Origin of the sequence: Methanofollis sp. UBA420 (assembly GCF_002498315.1) — an archaeon.
GTDB lineage: Archaea > Halobacteriota > Methanomicrobia > Methanomicrobiales > Methanofollaceae > Methanofollis.
Genome location: NZ_DAGX01000005.1, coordinates 597,383 through 614,566, shown reverse-complemented (window position 1 = coordinate 614,566; position 17,184 = coordinate 597,383). Strand labels below are relative to the sequence as shown.

12 protein-coding genes and 1 tRNA gene are annotated in these 17,184 nt (G+C 60.5%); 6 read left to right on the top strand and 7 right to left on the bottom strand.

Going from position 1 to position 17,184, the window contains the following annotated elements:
- The coding region (locus tag BP869_RS09200) for a vWA domain-containing protein (protein ID WP_342678948.1) at positions 1-1,619 on the top strand (1,619 nt) is incomplete at its 5' end.
- Positions 1,620-1,688: 69 nt separating this feature from the next.
- On the opposite strand, the gene BP869_RS09195 is transcribed toward BP869_RS09200, so the two are convergent.
- The 5 genes from BP869_RS09195 to BP869_RS09175 form a co-directional block, all read right to left on the bottom strand.
- A complete protein-coding gene (locus BP869_RS09195) occupies positions 1,689-2,990 on the bottom strand; it encodes a methyl-coenzyme M reductase glutamine C-methyltransferase (RefSeq protein ID WP_342678946.1) in 1,302 nt (433 codons plus the stop codon).
- 100 nt (positions 2,991-3,090) lie between these two features.
- Positions 3,091-4,320, bottom strand: a complete 1,230-nt coding sequence (locus BP869_RS09190) for a Yip1 family protein (RefSeq protein WP_342678944.1) — start codon at positions 4,318-4,320, stop codon at positions 3,091-3,093.
- 195 nt (positions 4,321-4,515) lie between these two features.
- On the bottom strand, positions 4,516-5,823 hold the full coding sequence (locus BP869_RS09185) for a PEGA domain-containing protein (RefSeq protein WP_342678942.1): 1,308 nt from the start codon (positions 5,821-5,823) through the stop codon (positions 4,516-4,518).
- A 138-nt stretch (positions 5,824-5,961) separates the two neighbouring features.
- Positions 5,962-7,035 carry an ABC transporter permease gene (locus tag BP869_RS09180; protein ID WP_342678940.1) on the bottom strand — a complete coding sequence of 358 codons (1,074 nt, stop codon included), beginning with the start codon at positions 7,033-7,035 and terminating at the stop codon, positions 5,962-5,964.
- Positions 7,032-8,747 (bottom strand): ABC transporter permease, encoded by a 1,716-nt coding sequence (locus tag BP869_RS09175; RefSeq protein WP_342678938.1) that lies wholly within the window; start codon positions 8,745-8,747, stop codon positions 7,032-7,034. Before BP869_RS09175 ends, BP869_RS09180 begins: the two co-directional genes overlap by 4 nt.
- A gap of 154 nt (positions 8,748-8,901) precedes the next feature.
- On the opposite strand from BP869_RS09175, the gene BP869_RS09170 reads away from it, so the two are divergent.
- Positions 8,902-9,789, top strand: a complete 888-nt coding sequence (locus tag BP869_RS09170) for an ABC transporter ATP-binding protein (protein WP_342678936.1) — start codon at positions 8,902-8,904, stop codon at positions 9,787-9,789.
- Between the two features lie 963 nt (positions 9,790-10,752).
- Here the strand turns inward: BP869_RS09170 and BP869_RS09165 are convergent.
- Positions 10,753-10,826, bottom strand: a tRNA-Lys gene (locus BP869_RS09165).
- A gap of 88 nt (positions 10,827-10,914) precedes the next feature.
- Between BP869_RS09165 and BP869_RS09160 the strand changes: the two genes are divergently transcribed.
- The 4 genes from BP869_RS09160 (at position 10,915) to BP869_RS09145 (ending at position 15,559) form a co-directional block, all read left to right on the top strand.
- The gene (locus tag BP869_RS09160; RefSeq protein ID WP_342678934.1) at positions 10,915-12,384 is read left to right on the top strand and encodes a DHH family phosphoesterase; all 1,470 of its coding nucleotides are present in this window, start codon (positions 10,915-10,917) and stop codon (positions 12,382-12,384) included.
- Positions 12,374-12,994: a 6-hydroxymethylpterin diphosphokinase MptE-like protein gene (locus tag BP869_RS09155; RefSeq protein ID WP_342678932.1), complete on the top strand. Its 621-nt coding sequence runs from the start codon at positions 12,374-12,376 to the stop codon at positions 12,992-12,994. The genes BP869_RS09160 and BP869_RS09155 overlap by 11 nt, the downstream gene beginning before the upstream one ends.
- Positions 12,984-14,630, top strand: a complete 1,647-nt coding sequence (locus BP869_RS09150; protein ID WP_342678930.1) for a radical SAM protein — start codon at positions 12,984-12,986, stop codon at positions 14,628-14,630. Before BP869_RS09155 ends, BP869_RS09150 begins: the two co-directional genes overlap by 11 nt.
- A gap of 434 nt (positions 14,631-15,064) precedes the next feature.
- Positions 15,065-15,559, top strand: a complete 495-nt coding sequence (locus BP869_RS09145; RefSeq protein ID WP_342678928.1) for an HNH endonuclease signature motif containing protein — start codon at positions 15,065-15,067, stop codon at positions 15,557-15,559.
- Positions 15,560-16,023: 464 nt separating this feature from the next.
- Here the strand turns inward: BP869_RS09145 and BP869_RS09140 are convergent, their stop codons facing one another.
- Positions 16,024-17,169, bottom strand: a complete 1,146-nt coding sequence (locus BP869_RS09140) for a CBS domain-containing protein (protein WP_342678926.1) — start codon at positions 17,167-17,169, stop codon at positions 16,024-16,026.
- Between the last annotated feature and the right edge of the window lie 15 nt (positions 17,170-17,184).

Genomic DNA, 17,184 nt, shown 5'->3' with positions numbered 1-17,184 from the left:
CTGCAGAAACAGATCCCGATCTCACGCCGCAGTTTGAAGATCTCTTGCAGGAGCTCAACGAGGTGCAGAGTACTTCCGACCCTCAGGTGCTACAGAATTTCCTGAATGATGCCTTACAGGCCGGACTGGACTTGCAGGATTTTATTCGGGCGGAATCTGCAACGACAAAATCACCTGATGAAGCCGCAGATCTCAATGTCCTGTCACACTATGCAGAGCAGTTTTCCCGGGAGTTTTCCCATCTTCTTGAAACCACTTCAGACGGGGGAGGGCAATCCCCTTCAACTGATGAGGGGAATGTGGAAACTGCCGAAGGAGAGTTATCAGGGCCGATTCAAGACATACGCAGTGAAAGTGCTTCTTCAAGCATAACACCGGCCCGAGAGGCAGGCCAGACGCAACCATCCGACAACGACCTGCTCGCTCTTCCGCCATCAGAAGAACTGCAGACAGACATTCTGAACGATCTCGATGACACCATTTCCGGAATTATTCTGGCACTGAAATCCGACTCGAAAGGCACTTCAGATTCTGGCAGCCTGCAGGAAGGGTTGGTCAGAGGAGTTCTGAAGTTTACAGAAAACCCCGAATCCAATGAGTTCATCCAGACAATTCTCCAGCATCAGTTAAACCCTGCACTGGATCCGGTTTTATCCACTTTGCGGAAGAACCTTGACGTTCTTGAGATACTCACCCAGCTCTTCCCGGGCAGGCAGTGGGATTACTCACTGAAGGATCTTCACAGAAATTATATCGAAAACCTTGAGCACTATGCGAAGATTGCAGAGGATAGTGAGGCACTCAAAGAAATCGTTGAGCAACTCGGGCGCATTGAGATGGAGTACGGTTCAAGGAAGATAGCCGTTTCCCCTCATGGAAAGACGGAGATGCATTCCATCACCTATTCATCCGAGCTTAACCATCTTCTCCCTACTGAAGTGGTTAAACTGCAGAACCCGACTCTGAAGCTTAAATTTGCTGCAGACCTTACGGAAAAAAAGCTTCTGACCTATCAGTTGCGGGGGAAGTACTGGGTTGGCGGCCCCCCTTCGGCCAGGAAAAGGGGGCCTGTTGTGGCGCTGGTCGACACATCAAAGTCAATGCGCGGTTCACCCGAGACGATAGCAAAAGCCACGATCCTGGCCATTGCCCGGAGGATGCTGAAAGAAGAGAGGGACGTGAAAGTAATCCTCTTTTCATCACGGAATCAGCTGGATACGATAGACCTTACAGGCAAGAAGAGGATGGCCCGGGAGTTTCTTGAATTTCTCAATCAAACATTCGGCGGAGGCACGGATTTTAACACCGCCCTGAAGGCGGGAATGCGGTCCCTGAAAGAGCCGCAGTTCAAGAGTGCGGATCTTCTCTTTATCACCGACGGAGGCTCGAAAATCTCGAACGAAGCTCTTCTCGATGAGTGGAGCTCCCTGAAAAAAGAGCAGGACGCGCGGATTTTCTCGATGATCATAGGCAGGACGACTGCAGGGGGTCTTGAGCAGGTATCAGATGAAACCTACGTCATGCAAAGGGCCGATACCTGGAGTCCGGGTAACAGTCCTGCTCATCTGATACGGCATATCACGAAGAAATCTTCGTTGCCGGGGAAACAATCTTCGTAATTTAAAAGGTTCAATTCTCCCCCTGTCCATCACGTTTTTTCTCGTCTCCGCTCCAGAGTATTCCCGTCTTCACCGGTCGTACTTCTCGATCAGTGCGGTCACCCGCCGCACGTCCTCCCCCTGCTTCCTTGCTTCAGAGAGGTAGAGGCTGAAGACCTCGTCGGTGACCACGTGGAGGAGGGGCTTGTACATATCGGCGTGCTGGGAGAGGTCGAACCACCGCGCCTCGGCCTCGGTGAGGCGGAGAGAGCGGTACTCCCCTTCGTGGGGTGCAAAGACCGGGTTCTCCGGGTGCGGCGTCCGCAGTACCAGATCCGCAAGGGGCGTGCGGGGGATCGGTTCGGCGACGGAGATGAAGACGTCGTCGAGCATCTCGGCGGCGATGAAATCCTTCGTTGCCGTGTAGTCCTCCGCGGTCTCGGTCGGGTAGCCGACGATGAAGCACCCGGCGACCTTCAGGCCGTGCTGGCGGGACTGCTCCACGGCGTCGTGCATCTGTGCGACGGTCACCCCCTTGCCCATCTGCCTGAGGATGCGGTCGCTTCCCGACTCGAAACCGAAGAAAAGCCAGCCGATGGTGTACTTCTGGATCGCTTCCAGGATCTCGTCGGTGATCGCGTCCACCCTGATGTCGGGTGCCGAGACATTCCTTGGCCCGAGTTCCTCGGCGAGCATTTCAAGGAGGGCGATGACGGCGTCGTTGTCGATCGCGCCGTCATAGCCGTACAGGGATCCGGTGCCCCCGGAGACCGAGAGCCTCGTCGCCCCTTTCTCCCTGAAGGCCCGCACCTCCTCCCTGATCTCCTCAAGCCCGCGGCTCCTGATCTCGCGGCCGAAGAAGCGGGGCACCTGGCAGAAGGTGCAGGCCCCTGTGCAGCCGCGGTGCGTCTCGATATAGGCATTCGCGCCCCTGATGGACTGCTGCCCGATGGCGTCGGGGATCAGGGGGAGGGGCCTCTCCACCGGCGCCGGCGGTGCGGGGGGAGTGACCACGGTCTTTCCCCCGTCGACATAGGCCACGCCAGGAAGGTCGGGGTGTATCCCCCCGGCAAGGAGGCGGGGCACCGTCGCCTCGCCCTCGCCGACGACCACCGCGTCGGGGGCGAGTTCGCCGAGGACGTACTCCGGGTACGCCGAGACAGGGCCGCCTATATAGACGGGCCTGCCCGAGGCCCTGACGCTGGCGACGAACGCCTTCATCTCCGGGTCCATCAGGTGCTGGGTCGAGTACAGGGAGAGGAGGACGGCCTCTGCGTCGCCTGCCGCAAGAGAGGTGGAGAGGGCGACCTCGTGCCCGGCCTCCCGCACAACCCCGCCGATGAGCATGGCGCCGTAGGTGGCGATCCCCGGCGAAATGACCACGGTCTTCATCCCGTGATCTATCGGCCCGGAGGGTCTTGAAGGATGCGATCAGGGCGTTGGGTTTCGGTGGGATGGGGGAGACCGCGCCCTGACCCGCCTCACTCTCTTCTCAGGCGTCTGAGGCCGGGAGAGGTCCCACCTGCCACTCCCGATAGATCCCCGACCCTGCCACCACCCTCCCGTCGGCAGAGATCCAGCCCTGCGGTTCGCCGGTGATGGTGAGGTGATAGCGATCTGAATAGTGATTGGAGATCCAGGCATCGAAAAACTCTCTCCAATCGTTCGCTCCCTCGATCCCGGAGGATATCTCGACCTGTGTCCCGTTCTCGTAGTATGCAGAGATGGGAATGGCATAGGTGCAGGAATAACCTGGATTGGTGCCGTGCGTCTTCACCTCCTCCGGAGAGCAGTCTGCACGCGTGAGGTCCTGCCCGGAGGAGAAGAGGGACTCGTTGTCGAATGGGTGGAGGGTGTTGACCAGCTGCGGCACGACCTCCGGGCTGAAATTCTGGCCGAGTGATGTGTAGTTCTGATAATCAATAGATATCTCTTCCCCGGCGTCCATGAACGGTGTGGTCAAGCGGAGATATGGCCGACCTTCGACAAGGACAAGGGTGGACGTGACATTCTCCGGGAGACAGCTTGAGTAGAACTCGTCAGTGATCGGTTCCGGACCGATGGCCGGACGGTCGCCGCAGGTCGGGATGGGGAGGAGGAACGTCACATTCTCGATGGGCGTCTCAGTCTGGATGGTGAGGTCGTACGCATAGCGAGTACTCAGAAAAGAGGGCTCCTCTGAGATACTGCCGCTCAGAATGATCAGGGGGAGGACGAAGAGGAGGAGGGCGAGCACCGGCAGCGGGAGGACCGAGACCCCCGCCCGCCCGGTCGTCGTCTCGTGGAGTTCTCTGACCCCGATGACCGCGAGGCCCAGGGTCCAGACCCCTGCCAGGAGACCGACGAGCGGGACCCACCCGAGGAGAAGACCGGGGGTGGCGGCGTATGCGAGGGCCTTGAACGTCTCCTTGATGCCGTTCCCGCCGATGAGGAGGACGACGAAGAGGTGGAGGGCCAGGGCGGCGAGGACGAAGAGGACGATCGTGCCGATCACGTCGGCGATGACGGAGACGAGCACAGCACATACAATCAGTCCGCTTCCTACTCCGGACACCAAAACAAGCCCGCCGGTGACGAGAAGGCAGAGGAGGACGAGGTTGACGGCGAGGAGGGCGCCGAAGTACGCGAGGGCGGCGCTGAGATCGTCGGTTCGTGCATCTCGAAATGTCTCGACAGGGTTGATGAGAAACCCCTGTGCTCTTTCGACGATCTTCTGCCCCATACTGAGGGTGCAGAGGGATGAGGATATATCAGTTTGGTTTTGTAAGGCCGCAGGAGAACCGGATCTGGATTAAGAGGATCTCTGTCTTCTCTTTCCCTGAGGCGCCCCTCAAAGATGTTCCCGGGTGAGAGACGTGTGACCTGACCCGGCGGATTTGAATCAAATCTCACCAGGACCCGGAAAAAAAAGAAGTGTTCAGTTCTCTCTCCGAACCGCGAGGTACCCGAGGATGGCAAGGGCCCCGAGGGCCGGGACGACCATGCCTGGAGACTTCTGTGTCGTCGGCGGGACTGCCACGAACTGTGCCGAGATCGGGGTCGTCGCGCCGGTGTTCACCGTGGCGGTCGTCGTCCAGTCGACATAGCCGTTGAGTTTGAGGGCGACGGTGTAACTGCCCGGCGCAAGGTCGTTGAGCGTCACCGGGGTGACCCCCTTGTAGGCATTATTCAGGTAGATCTCTGCCCCTGCCGGGTCAGAGGTGACCTCCATCGAGCCTGTGTTGGCCCCCGGGGTCTGAAGGGTCGAACGCACCGACGACTGCTGGCCCGAGTTCACGTTCACCGAGGTGGCCGCGTCTTTGTACCCGTCAAGCTTGAGGTTCACGGTGTGGGCGCCCGGCGAGACGCCGATGATCACGAAGCCCTCAGGGGAGGTGCGGCCCTGGTAGTCGCCGTCAAGGTAGATGTAGGCCCCGATGGGATCTGAGTAGACCGCGATGGTGCCGTAGACAGGCTTCGATTCAGGCGTGAGGCTCACGGAGATGTGGGCCTGCTGGTTAGCGACGACATTCACCGGCCCGCTCCATTCCTGGTAGCCGGCGAGTTCGACGTCGACATAGTGCCTGCCCTCGGCAATGCCGGAGAGAGTCCGCGGGGTCGTTCCCTTGTACACACCGTCAAGGTAGATGTTTGCGCCCGAGGGACCGGACGAGACATAGATCGAACCGAGCGTCGGCTTGTGTGTCAGGCTGGCATAGACGTCCGTGACCTGGCCGGCCCTCACGCGGGCGCTGCTCTTCCAGGTCTCGTAGCCGTCGAGGGTGACCTCGACCCGGTGGTCGCCGGTCGAGAGACCTGAGATGACCTGAGACGTCCTGCCGTAGTACGACCCGTCCACATAGACCTTGGCACCGCTCGGCGATGAGGTCACCGAGAGGGTGCCGGTGGTCGCCGGTGCCGGGGTCGGGGTCGGGTTCAGGGTGATGTACACCGTCGTTGTTTCGCCGACTGCGGGGTAACTGCCGATCGAGGTCGACGAGGTGTAGTAGCCGTCCATGACGGCTTTTGCCGTGTGGTATGGCGTGCCGGTGGTATAGACCGGGACATTCAGTTCGCCTCCGGCGATCTGCCCCTTGTAGTCGCCGTCAAAGTAGATCGATGCGCCTTCTACGTTGCAGCGCACCTGGATCCATGCCTCGTTCCCGCCGATAGCTGCAACGGGCATGACCAGGAGGAGCATGGCCATCAGCACTGCTCCCGACGCAATGACTCTCTTCGTGATCATAGTAATCACGCAAAAGTGGAAATAATTAGGATTTATTGTTTCCGGTTTTTCTCGACAATTGTATCATCGATTTTGCATATTTGTGATTATCTGAATGTTTGATCTTCGAATCCGGTTTATATCCGGATGTGGTGGTCCTCAGGCCATCGCCCGGCGTGCGATCGTGCGTGCGTAGCGGTCGGTGACGGCGGCGAGGAGAAGTGTCCCGCAGAGGACGACGGCGAGGGCGGCCCAGTGCCAGGGAACGTCGGCCCCCGCGGCAAGGAGGACGATGAAGTTTGCCGGGTTTGCCGGGATCGCAAGGGCGACGAGGAGGACGACCACAAGGCCGGTCGAGAAGATGAACTGCGCGTTTGTCCGGTCCCTGAAGTGGAGGGCGGCGAGGGCGCCAAGGAGGATCAGGACGAGCGAGGCCGCGGAGACGTGGACCAGCACCTCGACAATATTGTGGACGGCGATGCCGTTGAGGCCGAGGAGGAGGAGCCATGCGCCGCCCTGGAGGGGCACGAGTACCCAGGCGGCGAAGACCTTGCCCCAGAGAATCTCCGTGAAAGTGAGGGGGGTGGAGAGGAGGGTGTCGAGGGTCCGGGCGCTGTACTCCTCGGTGATGAAGTCGATGATCAGGCTTGCCGAGATGATCGCGGGCATGAAGAGGAGGAGGGGGATGAGGAGGCCGTAGATGAAGAGGAAAAAGCTCTGTCCCCCGGTCCCTGCCGGGACGGCGACCTCGATGGGTGCGGCAGAGAGGCGGTCTGCCCGCGCATATCGGAGGAAGGTCTCGTACTCCTCGAAGTCCTCCTTCAGTTCCACGCCCACGACCGCCGTCTGGATATCGTTTTTCAGGGTGTACAGGGTGACCTGCACCGGTTCCACCGCATCGGGCGGGGTCGGCGGGACATAGACGACAGCAGCGAGTTGTCGTTCTTTCAGGGCGGCGACAGCAGGAGAGAGGTCCATCCGGTAGACGGCAAACGTGTCGTCTGCTTCGAGGATACCCTGCAGGGGAGAGTCGGCCCCGGCATAGCCGACGGCATAGACACTGCCCGACCTGTCCATCGAGGCCGGGTCGTAGAGAGAAGTGAGGCCGATGACCAGGAAGGAGGAGAACATGGCGATGAAGACCTGAAGGAGGATCGCAAGCACGATCGTCCGCTCCTGCCCTATCCCCCTGAACTCCTTTTTCGCGACTGTCCAGACATGTCGTGCGTTCATACTGCGCCTCCGATGAGGATGAGGTTATAGAGGGCGTGGACGCCTGCGGCGATGACGAGGCCGGGGAGGTACATGCGCCGCCCTCCGGCCTTGACGGCCGCACCGAGGATGAATGCCCCGCCCGCGTGGAGGAGGAAGGGTACCCAGAGGAGGCCGACGCCCGAGAAGAGGATGGTGCCGAATACCGATCCTGTGACCTGGGCGATCATCACGAAGAGGAGAAGTTTCTCGCCGATAAGGAAACCGGCGCCTGTCGCCACGGCGGCAAGGACGAGGTTCTTCCAGGTGAAAGTGCCCGGCGTCCCCCTGAGGACGGCGATGATGCCGATCGATTTCGCCACCTCCTCGGTCGCGGCGGCGAGGAGGATGAGGAGGATGAGGGAGAAGGGCATCGGGATGTTGAAGAGGAGGACGAGGTACATCAACTGCACCATGAAGACGAGGGGGATGATGCAGGCGTTGAGGGCGACGAGAGAGGCGATCGGGTGCGCCCGCGCCATCGCCCCCCTGACGAAGGAGATGATCCGGGAGGTGAGGCTCTCCTGCGAAAAGAGTCTCTCTTCGTTGAAGTTCCGCACGCAGAGCCAGAGGACGGCGGCGGAGGAGAGCCAGAAGAGGGCGGTGGCATAGAGGTAGTCCGCGGCCGAGAAACCGGTGCCTTCGAATTGGAGGACGACAAGGGTCAGCGGCGATATCCTGCTGATCGCGTGGACGTTTGCGAAGATCGAGGGGAAGAAGAGGTACGACGTGATGACGGTCGAGAAGAAGATGGAGAGGAAGGAGAGTTCCCGGAAACTCCGGGCCGTCATGCCGATGAGGAGGGCCGCCGCCAGGAAGAAGACGATCACCGGGACCAGAGGGAGGAGGACGAGGAACGAACCGCCGGTCAGGAGGATGATCGCCGAGGAGACGGCGAGCATCAGGAAGAAGTACGGGACTGCCTTGCCGAGGATGATCGCGAGCGGCCCCGCGGGGGTGGAGAGGAGGGCCTCGCCGCGCCTGTCGACGCGTTCGTTCGCGATCGTCATCATGTAGAACTGGGAGGTGAAGTACAGGGGGAAGATGAAGACGAAGACGTAGATGAGAGAGTCGAAGGGGAGGGGAGGGGCGAGTTGCGAGGGGGTTTTGAAATGCCCGAGGTCTGGCCCGCCGGAGACCATGTCCACGTACCGGGAGACCTGATCGCTCCCATCAGAGGCGAGTTTCTCTTTCAGGTCGCCGGTCGGCATGGCCTGCACTGGCGGGGGGGTCGGCACCTCCTCGACAGGTCCGGAGGGGGACGGCACGCTCTCCCCCTGCGGCTGCAGGGAGATGGTCTGTCCGCTCTCCGTCGCCGTGAAGTCGAGTTCGCTGGTCACTTCGACGGTGTCGATCCAGAGGGGGTAGGCGGCGAAGAGGTCGTCCTCCGCGGTGTAGACGGTGTTCCTGTAGTGCCGCCAGGCCGTTGCAAAGGCCGAGAGCGCGGCCTGGCCCTTCTCCGTCTCCGCGGTATATGTCCGGCCGCCGCTGATGATCAGGTCGTATCCCGCGAGGCCCCGCGAGAGAGTCGCACTGTCGACGAGGTGCACGGTGAAGAGGGGGTCGTGTGCAAGGACGGCGGCGACGTCCGGGTCGTCGGTGACGGCGGCATAGAGTCCGTCCTGGAGGTGGACGCCGCTCTGGGCCGCCAGGCCTGATGCCAGGAAGAGGGCGAGGAGCAGGACGGCGGTCATGGGAAGGATATCCCTGCTCATCGTGGATAGGGACCGTTTTGCCTCCCACCGTGCGATAGTCAGGACATTTCTGGCGCTGATCGGGATCGACTCCTTGAGATCAATGGTGCCGCGGGGAATATGATTTATCCGGTGGATGCCGACCAGATCCCCAATGATCGCAGCGCAGGATCTGGTGAAGGACTACGGGGCCTTCCGCGCCCTGGACGGCGTGAGTTTCGACTTCGGCGATGCCGGCATCCTTGGCATCGTCGGGCACAATGGTGCCGGCAAGACGACGCTCCTGAAGATCCTCTCCGGCCTCCTCGCCCCGACCTCGGGGACGATCGAGATCGGGGGGTGTGACATCCTCAAGCACCCTGCCGCCCACAAGAACGCCCTCGGCTACCTGCCCGAAGAGTCGCGCCTCTACGAGACGATGCAGGTGTACGACTACCTCTCTTTCTTCGGCGAGATCTACGGTCTCGACCGCGGGACGATCCGGGAACGCGGGGAGCGTATCCTCTCTTCCCTCTCTCTCGACGCGGGCGAGAAAAAGATCGGGGAACTCTCCAAGGGGATGCGGAGGAAGGTGGCCATCGCCCGGTCCCTCATCCATGACCCGACATTTCTTGTCTATGACGAACCGACCTCCGGCCTCGACCCCATGACCGGGCGGTTCATCGGGGACTACCTGAAGGGGCTGCGGGACGAGGGGAAGACGATCGTCCTCTCGGCCCACAATCTCTACCAGGTCGAGGAGATCTGCGACAGGGTGATGATCCTCCGCCGCGGGCAGATCGAGGCCTTCGGCACGATGCAGGAACTGCGGGAGCGTTTCGGGTCCCTCACGTACGCGGTCTATTTCACCATCGCCGACCCCGGAGCACTCGACCCGACTCTTGCCTATACGCAGACTGCAGGGGTCTGCATGACCGAGGCCGGGGACATCGAGAGGATGAATGCCGTCACCTCGATGGTCGCCGCGGCCGGGGGGCGGGTGGAGAGGATCGAGTCGCGGTACCCGAGTCTTGAGGAGATGCTTGTAGCGGTGGGGAAATAAGTTTTTCAGGGCTCTGTTGAATCGTTCGTGAAACGGCTCTGGAGAAATCCTGTTCTGGATTGCCTCGCACCGGGGGACTACGCCGAAAATCACAGATTTTCTCGAACTTGCTGGCGCTCGTTCAGCGAAGACCTGATGGTCCGTGGCACATCTCCGGAGATGTGCACGCACAGGAAAATCTTCGATTTTCCGTACATGGCACATGGAACATTTGCCTGCTCAGGAGATCTCCGATCTCCTGTGTTCTCGACTCCCTTCGGTCGTTCCCCCAGACCTCCCGCTCAGGATAGGCAGGGATACGGCAATCTCCCTCCTCTGGATATCCCGTTCGCTCTTCCCGATCCTATCCCGAATGGGGGGTCTGGGGGCGATAGCCCCCGGTTCAGATGTAGGGGAAGGCAGGGGATCCACACTCACTCAATGAAATTCGCAGGGAGCGACATCACCCTGAATAGGAGGGTTTCTACAGAGCCCGTACCGGGGAAATCTCCAGAGTCTGGATCGGGACACATTCCAACCCCTTTCCCTCCTCTTCCCCGGCACCAGGGAACCGGGAGTGGAGGGGGCCTTACCCGTAATCATATCGACGACCAGAGGGCGTTGAGTCCTGCCGGATTTCATTCTGTTCTGCCCACGGCCCCCGGTATGCCAGGATCGCCGGATCTCCCCGTTATGGCCCTGAAAGGGGGGTGGGATCCCTCTACTGGGGGCATATCCGGGCGTATTTGACCCGGGCCGTGTCCCGCGGGGCCCACGCCCTCATGCTCTGACATGCAACACCCCGGGGCCTTTGATTTGTCTCTGTAGTTCTTTCTTCCCGGAACGTATCCCGGGTCGTGAATAGAATATCGAAGCTTTTCGCCGAAATAACTGGCCGGACTTAAAGGAGAGAGACCACGGTCCAAGATCAAAACAGTGCGGCGACACAGTGAATGAATGACCAGAAGAGAAGAATACAAAGAACGGGCCTGAAGGGATTTGAACCCCTGGCCTGCGGATTAAGAGTCCGCCGCTATGCCAAACTAAGCTACAGGCCCTCTGTGCTTTGACTCTACCATATTGGGCGCGTTTCCATATAAACATTGCGGCGATGAGTTGTTATCTCCAGAGATCCCATATTCTGTGATGGCCGATGCGGCTCAGCCCGGGTCTCCCGGGAAGATCGTAAAATACCTGATATGCGGCTGCGGAAGCACAGGATACAACGTTGTTGAGGAGCTGCTCAAGGAAACCGACTCAATATTAATCCTCGACCGGGACGAGAAGCGCGTCGAAGATCTTCGCGATCAGAAATACGACGCGATCGTCCGGGATATGCAAGAACCGAACGCTTTTGACGATCTACCTGTTCCTGAAGTCATTTTTGTCCTCTCCAATGACAAGGACGCCAATCTTTCTGCAGTGCGGACTGCAAAAGCAAAATATCCTCCTGCGCATGTGATCGCCCGCGCCACCGACCCGGTGGGCAAGGACATGCTCGAAAGCGCAGGGGCGGATGTCGTCCTCTATCCTCAGGAAGTCATCGCCAAGACCGCCGTCCACCACATCAGGAGGCTCTCTGCCTCGCGCATCGCGCGGCGGCTCTCCGCTCTCCTCGGGTCCTGGGAGGGCACCCTCGGGATCGTCACCCACACGAACCCCGACCCCGACTCGGTATCGAGCGCGATGGCCCTTGCGGCGATTGCCCACGACGCCTCGGGAGGCAGACTCGTCTCCCGTATTCTCTATGACGGCAATATCGGCCACCAGGAGAACCGGGCCTTCGTCAACCTTCTCGACATCAAGATGGAGAAGATCTCGCCCGAGATCCTCGCCGCCTGCGAACACCTCGCCCTTGTCGACTCCACGGCGCCGGGCTCGAACAATGCCCTCGGCAAGGACGCGCGGGTGAACATCATCATCGACCACCACAAAAACGGTACCCACGACACCACCAAGGTCGAGTTCGTGGACATCAGGCCAGGGATGGGGGCGACGGCAAGCATCATGACGCAGTACCTCCAGGAACTCGACCTCCCGGTGGATACGAAGGTGGCGACTGCCCTCCTCTACGGGATACGGGCCGACACCCGGGACTTCAGGCGGAACATCACGCCGCAGGACCTCAACTATGCCGCGTTCCTCCTGCCCCTCACCGACCGGGACATCCTCGACAAGATCATGTCGCCGTCCGTCTCGCAGGAGACCCTCGACGTCCTCGGGAACGCGATCCGGAGCCGCGAGGTCGTCTCCGGCTATCTCTTCACGAATGTCGGCTATCTTCGCAACAGGGACGCCGTGCCGCAGGCCGCCGACACCCTCATCAACCTGGAGGGAGTGAATACTGCCATCGTCTACGGCATCACCGATACGAACATCATCTTCTCGGCCAGGAACAGGGACATCAGGATCCATATCGGCAAGGTGCTGGAGGAGGCCTTTGCCGGGATAGGCGAGGCCGGCGGTCACGCAACTATGGCGGCGGCGGCCATACCTCTCACCTATTTCTCGATGGTGAAGGAGAAGGAGGAACTCCTCGACCTGATCATCGAGCCCATCCTGAAGAAGATCCGCCGGATCGTTGGCCTGGAGAACGAGGCCAAGCATGAAGTTTGAGGAGTGGGAGCCCCTTTACGAGGAGATCCTGGACTATTTTGCCTTTGACCGGGCGGGCGACGAAGAGGCGGCGCGCCTCCTCGCCTCCCTTCTCCCCCGCGACGACCTCGCCCTCCTCGAAGGCCTCTGCCGGGGGAAGACGGTCACCGTCTGCGGGAACGCGCCCTCTCTTCCCCGCGAGACCGGCGGGATCGAGGGGACGGTCTTTGCGGCAGACGCCGCCGCCGATGTGCTGTACGGCCGGGGCATCAGGCCCGACGCCGTCTTCACCGACCTCGACGGTGCGACCGACAGTCTGGTCGCGATGAACAGGGAGGGGACGGTGGTCGTTGTCCATGCCCACGGCGACAACATCCCTCTCCTCCGCCACTGGGTGCCGAAACTGCCCGGCCCTCTTGTCGGGACGACGCAGGCCGCTCCCTTCGGTGGCATCCACAATTTCGGGGGTTTCTCCGACGGCGACCGTGCGGCCTTCGCCGCCCACGCCCTGGGAGCGGCGCGGGTCTCCCTTGTCGGTTTTGACCTCGACGACCCTGACGTCGACCCGGTGAAGCGGGGCAAACTCTTCTGGGCGCGGCGCCTCCTCGCCCTCCTCGGCCATGACATCTGACGCCGTTATCCTTGACGGGTACGTGGACGAACCCGCGTGCCTCGGCGTCCCCCCGTACATCTCCCCCTATATCAGGTACTGCGCCGGCGTGCTCGTCGAACATGGCTATACTGTCAGGTACACGACGATCGATGCCGTCAGGAAGAACCCCGCTGTCCTCAGGACATTCAATGACGCATCCCTCCTCCTGGTAATCGCCGGGATCACGGTGCCGGGGAAGTACCTCGCGGGGACGCCTGCCACCCTCACCGAACTCTCCCAGATCGGCGTGCAGGTCCGCGGCCCCGAGAAGGTGCTCGGCGGGCCTATCGGTTTCGGCTACTCCCCGCAGGGGGGGAAGAAGGCGGTGGAGACGGCAGCGGCAGGGTTCGACCACCTTCTTTCAGGGTCGCCCTCCGCCGCCCTCGACTCTCTCCTCTCCGGCGGGGAACCGGCAGGGACGGCTGGGTACGCGGATATCGACCGGTGGAGCGTCCTCGGCGCTCCGGTGATCGGGCAGCACCCCCTCTTTCCGCGGGTGATGTGCGAACTGGAGACGGCGCAGGGGTGCTCCCGCGCCGCCGGCGGCGGGTGCTCCTTCTGCACCGAACCCTTCTACGGTCTGCCGCGCTACCGTTCCGCCGCCGGCGTCGCCGCAGAGGTGGCGGCGCTGTACGCCGCGGGCGCCCGCCACTTCAGGCTGGGGCGGCAACCCGACCTTCTCGCCTTCGGCACGGGCGGCGGGGACGAGTTCCCGAAGCCACGGCCCGACCTGATCGCCGACCTCTTCGCCCGCATCAGGGCGGCGGCGCCCGACCTCCAGACCCTCCACATCGACAATGTGAACCCCGGCACCATCGCCTGGCACGAGGAGGAGAGCCGCGAGGCCCTCGCCGCGATCGTGGCAGGCCACACGCCCGGCGACGTCGCCGCCTTCGGCATGGAGACCGCCGACCCCGCGGTGATCCGGGCGAACAACCTCAAGGCACTCCCCGACGCGGTCTTCCGGGCGATCGAGATCGTCAACGAGGTGGGCGGCGGCCGGAGGGACGGCGTCCCCGACCTCCTGCCTGGCCTCAACTTCGTCTGCGGCCTTGCCGGCGAGACCGCGGAGACATACGCCAGAAACCGCGCCTTCCTGGAGAGGGTGCTCGCTGCCGGTCTCCAGGTGCGGCGGGTGAACATCAGGCAGTTGATGCCCTTCATGGGGACGCGGGCCTACGAGGAGAACACTCTCGGCCGGCACGAGGGGGCATTCCGCGCCTTCAAGGAGTGGGTGAGGAAGGACTTCGACCTCCCCATGCTCAGGCGTGTCTTCCCGACAGGGACCCTCCTCCGCGACGTCGGCGTCGAGGTCTCCGGGCAGACGAGTTTCGGGCGGCAGATGGGGTCGTACCCCATCCTTGTCGGCCTCCCCCTCCCCCTCCCCGAAGGGACGGTCACCGACGCCGTCGTCGTCGACTGGGGCATGCGGTCCATCACCGCCCTCCCGGCGCCTGTCGAGGTGAACACTCTCCCTCCGTCGGCGATTCGCTCTATCCCCGGCGTCGGCAAGAAGACGGCGGTCACGGTCCTTGCGAAGCGGCCCTTCGCCGACCTCGCCGCCTTCAGGAAGGTCGCGGGGGAGACGGGGGTGGATGGGTACCTCGCGTTTTGAAAGGGGTGGATAGACTTACGCGAAAAGACGCGCAGATATTGAAGGGTAAATCCGGATTTTATTTCTTCGCGCCCATAGCGTGAATGAACGGAAAATGATTATCGTCGTGGTTGAAGTCCACGGATTTTCACCTCCGATTTCTGTGCTTTTTTATGTTTTGGTTCAATTAAAGGATTTTTAATAATCGCTATTTTGTGAGATCATCTATTCTCAAAAATGCAAAACATATATTATATGGTATTGATCATATTCAGTGTTGTGATATAAAATGGCGACAAATACTGGGAATGGGTATCGTAGAGGAGCAGTAAAAAAGACAAGCCAATTTAACAATCCTGTGACTGGATTGAACTACAAGAGAGATGCAAAAACGGGAAGGATCAAGAGTTGTAAGACAACAGGAGGGAATTATAAGGGGGTCCGGAGAGAGTAGCATGGCAGGGCTCTTTGATGAACGAACCGACAAAGAAAAGACACGGGATGCTCTTACTGCGGCCAAAAAGAAGAATATAATGGCTGCAGTGGGGAATAAATGTGAAAAGTGCAGAAAAAAATTTCCTCAAAGAAATCTCAAGATTCACCATATCGACGAAGTGGCGAAAGCTTCCGGAGCAAAAGATCTGAACACGCAGAGCAATTTGCTGGTTTTGTGTTCTCTCTGCCATGATGATGTTCATCATAAACCGATTTCCAAAAGCACCCAGAAAGGATGGATTCAAAAACGGCCCGACTCTGTAAAGACTGATATTCGGAGTATCTTGCGGAATAGGCCAAAAGTGAATGGTTCGGAGTCGTCGGCATTCATGGTACGTGCGCCGAAAATATCGCAGCCTAAAATCAAACCGCCGAAGGTTGATATGCCGGATTTTTTTGGGCAAAGTGGTTCTCGGAAGAAAAAGAAGAGCAACGACGATTGGGGATTTTTCTAAATAATCAATATTTTAGACTTCTTGGGCTTTGTTGGATCCCTCATGCTGGGTTTGATGTCTCCCCCGTGATCGCAGGGAGGGAGCGCGGACCCACCGCCTTCCCCTCAATCTGTGCCGGGGGACTGCCTCGAAAACCTGACGGTCCGTGGCACATCGAAGATGTGCCCGAACAGGAAAATCTTCGATTTTCCGTATTCTCCTGCTCACTTCGTTCGCACCTCAAAGGTCTTCGACCTTCTCGTTGCCCCCGGACCTCGAAGATCTCTGATCTTCTTGAACTCGCTGACGCTCGTCCCCCGATAATAGGATTGGTCCCGGGAAGTGCGAACTTGAGATCCTGAGGAGAGAGATGCCATACCCCCTATCCTGATGAGAGGTTGCGAAAGTTCGCGATTTTGAGAAAAATGTAGGTTTTCGAGCGGCAGCGCCACTTTGAGGCACCAATCTCCCTCTTTTCTCCCCTCTCACGCCTCCTTGATCTCCAGCGTCGTCAGGATATCTGTCCGCGTCACGATGCCGACGACCTCCCCCTCCTCGACGACCGGAATCCTGCCGATGCCGGTCTGGGACATGATCCTCATCGCCTCGGTGAGCGGGGCGTCGGGCGGGAGGACGACGAGGTCCTTCGACATCAGGTCGCGCACCTGCATCGCCTCGCGGTCGAGGGCCGGCGCCGCATGGACGTCCCCGAGAGTGACCATGCCGACAAGGCCGCCGCGGTCCATCACCGGGAAGCCGAGGTGCTTCGTGTCGTACATCATCTTCACCACCTCGTTGACCGGCATGTCCGGCGGCACCGTCGCCACCGGCGCGGACATCACGTCGCCGACCGAGACGTCGCGGAGAAGGAAACTGTAGCGCACCGCCGTCGCCTCCTGGTTCGCCCCGATATAGATGAAGAAGGCGATGATGATCAGGATCGGGCTGAAGATCAGAAACCCGAAGATCCCGAAGAAGACCGCAAAGCCCCGCCCGATGTCGGCCGCGATCTTCGTCGCCTGGTGGAGTGGCATCTTCTTCGCAAGCCACGCCCGCAGGACCCGCCCGCCGTCCATCGGGAAGGCCGGGAGCAGGTTGAAGAGGAAGAGGACGAAGTTCAGCAGGGCCAGGTAGCCGAAGAAATAGATGAGGACGCCGCCGACCTCAGGGCTCAGGCGTCCCGCGTCCACGAGCCATACCGGCGCATAGGTGAGGGCGACAGATATGATCGCAACGCCGAGGCTTGCCAGGGGCCCGACAAGGGCCATCGGCAGTTCGACCTTCGGGTCGGGCAGACCCTCCTCCATGGAGGCGACGCCGCCGAAGATGAGAAGGGTGATAGAGTTAATTTTGAGGCCCATCGACCGCGCCACGACCGAGTGGGCAAGTTCATGGATGAGCACCCCGGCAAAGAGGCCGAGCGATATCGCGGCCCCGAGGATGTAGGGGGCAAAGCCCTGGAGAAAGAGAGTCATCGTGATCTCGACGCCGAAGAGGCCGGCGATCATCGTGGCCGTCAGGGCGATCTGACTCCCGATGATCCAGGCGAAGAGCGGGATCACGATAAGGAAAGTCCAGTGAAGATAGATAGGAATTCCGAATAGATGCCCGATTCGTAAGGATCCGTTCATGGAAAATGATAGTCT

Bases quoted from the DNA above. Each gene is read 5' to 3' on its own strand.
- BP869_RS09195 (WP_342678946.1), bottom strand. From the start codon at position 2,990: ATGAAGACCGTGGTCATTTCGCCGGGGATCGCCACCTACGGCGCCATG.
- BP869_RS09190 (WP_342678944.1), bottom strand. From the start codon at position 4,320: ATGGGGCAGAAGATCGTCGAAAGAGCACAGGGGTTTCTCATCAACCCT.
- BP869_RS09185 (WP_342678942.1), bottom strand. From the start codon at position 5,823: ATGATCACGAAGAGAGTCATTGCGTCGGGAGCAGTGCTGATGGCCATG.
- BP869_RS09180 (WP_342678940.1), bottom strand. From the start codon at position 7,035: ATGAACGCACGACATGTCTGGACAGTCGCGAAAAAGGAGTTCAGGGGG.
- BP869_RS09175 (WP_342678938.1), bottom strand. From the start codon at position 8,747: ATGACCGCCGTCCTGCTCCTCGCCCTCTTCCTGGCATCAGGCCTGGCG.
- BP869_RS09170 (WP_342678936.1), top strand. From the start codon at position 8,902: ATGATCGCAGCGCAGGATCTGGTGAAGGACTACGGGGCCTTCCGCGCC.
- BP869_RS09160 (WP_342678934.1), top strand. From the start codon at position 10,915: ATGGCCGATGCGGCTCAGCCCGGGTCTCCCGGGAAGATCGTAAAATAC.
- BP869_RS09155 (WP_342678932.1), top strand. From the start codon at position 12,374: ATGAAGTTTGAGGAGTGGGAGCCCCTTTACGAGGAGATCCTGGACTAT.
- BP869_RS09150 (WP_342678930.1), top strand. From the start codon at position 12,984: ATGACATCTGACGCCGTTATCCTTGACGGGTACGTGGACGAACCCGCG.
- BP869_RS09145 (WP_342678928.1), top strand. From the start codon at position 15,065: ATGGCAGGGCTCTTTGATGAACGAACCGACAAAGAAAAGACACGGGAT.
- BP869_RS09140 (WP_342678926.1), bottom strand. From the start codon at position 17,169: ATGAACGGATCCTTACGAATCGGGCATCTATTCGGAATTCCTATCTAT.